The organism is Bartonella sp. AA83SXKL (genome assembly GCF_042196965.1).
GTDB lineage: Bacteria > Pseudomonadota > Alphaproteobacteria > Rhizobiales > Rhizobiaceae > Bartonella.
Genome location: NZ_JBHIRG010000085.1, coordinates 1 through 1,471, shown reverse-complemented (window position 1 = coordinate 1,471; position 1,471 = coordinate 1). Strand labels below are relative to the sequence as shown.

Sequence of the window (1,471 nt, the reverse complement as noted above, 5' to 3'; positions counted from 1 at the left end):
ATTAGAACTTTATGGACATAGTCGCGGGACAATGACATTGGGGAATATGCTGAATTCTTTCAAACAAGAAGGTGTTCACGGTATAGCCGACAACACGAATATCAATTTCTATGGACCAGCCTTTAATGCTTTAGTTGCATCCGGTCTGTTAAGTTATGTGAGTGATGGCAAACAAACCACTATTGGCTTTGATGGGAATAGATACGACTTTGTAAGCAGAATTATTGGCGGCAATGGCTATACTTACGAGACAATACCTACTGGTAGTAACATGTGGAAAGAATGGTGGAGAGTGATCATGAATCCCATAAGCTCCCATACTTGCCTTGGAGATGTGGGTTATAAATGCCAAAAGTTTTATGGCACATCTCATCGTGAACAATTTCCTTTAAGTAAATCAAGGAGTAAAAAATGAAATACATTTTAAAGTTATTAAGTGGAATAGTTTTGGTGAGTGTAACTGGATGTAATATCGATAAACCTCCTCCAGGAGAGATAGCTACGTGGGAGAAAAATGGTGTTACTGATTTTACTGAGGTAGGAAAAGCTTTATTAGAATGTGGGATGCCAACCCCTTATGATACTGATCCAGAAAGCAGAAAGCTCAGCTACAATGCAATAGCAACCATAGAAGCTTGTATGATTCAATCAGGTTTTCGTGATAAAGTGGGAGGGGGAACTTGGTGTGTAAATCATAAAGCCGAGGATCTTCCCATTTGTCGTCCAGGTGCTGTCATACCACAGCGCAGTGTCAAGAAGCGCTTAAACAGCCCTTTTTGTAAAAAATATAAAAATAGTCGCAAATGCCAACCTTAAGTGTTTCTATTGGTGATGATCAACAATCCCTTATCCTTGCTTTTGCTTGGAATGGCGCGATTGTTTTCTCAACCAATCATCTCAATATTGTTCACCGTTGTTTTAAGCAGCGGTGACAGGAAATATCAACAGGTTTATGAGCTCTGTTTTATCGTAAATAAATCCATTGAAAGAGGGGAAAAATGAAGAAAATCTTAAAACTGTTGAGTTGCATGGCTTTGTTAAGTATCGCTGGATGTGACTCAAAGCCTCCTTCAAAATACTTTGTTATATGGCAAAAGCCAGATGCAGATTCTACTGAAGTAGCAAAAGCATTGTTAGAGTGTGGTAAGCCAACTCCTTATAATGCCGATACAGAAAATAGTGGATTAGGTTTCGGTGAATGGGCAATAATTCATACTTGTATGCTTCAATCTGGCTTCCACTATAGAAGTGAAAATGGAAAGTGGTGTGAAAATTGTCAAGATGATAGGATTCCGGTGTATCCTCTTAGTGGTTCTATCACGCCTCAGCGAAGTGTTGAGAGACGCTTAAATAGCCCTTATTGTAAAAAACATTCAGAACAACTTGAATGCAAACCTTAAGTCTTGCTTCAGCAGAGAAAGCCTTGAATTTACACCAAATAAAGCTCCAGGTTGATGAGTTTGAGAAAGCC

The 1,471-nt window shown here is 39.0% G+C and carries 3 protein-coding genes and 1 pseudogene; all 4 read left to right on the top strand.

The features are described 5' to 3' along the window. A pseudogene (locus tag ACFINO_RS09780) lies at positions 1 to 415 on the top strand (filamentous hemagglutinin); the annotation flags it as partial. Then, positions 412 to 816, top strand: coding sequence for a hypothetical protein (locus ACFINO_RS09775; protein WP_375630432.1), 405 nt, complete (start codon positions 412 to 414; stop codon positions 814 to 816). The pseudogene ACFINO_RS09780 and the gene ACFINO_RS09775, both read left to right, overlap by 4 nt. Further along, positions 804 to 932 (top strand): hypothetical protein, encoded by a 129-nt coding sequence (locus ACFINO_RS09770; RefSeq protein WP_375630430.1) that lies wholly within the window; start codon positions 804 to 806, stop codon positions 930 to 932. Before ACFINO_RS09775 ends, ACFINO_RS09770 begins: the two co-directional genes overlap by 13 nt. Positions 933 to 998: 66 nt before the next feature. Further along, positions 999 to 1,400, top strand: coding sequence for a hypothetical protein (locus ACFINO_RS09765; protein ID WP_375637113.1), 402 nt, complete (start codon positions 999 to 1,001; stop codon positions 1,398 to 1,400). Positions 1,401 to 1,471 lie beyond the last annotated feature (71 nt).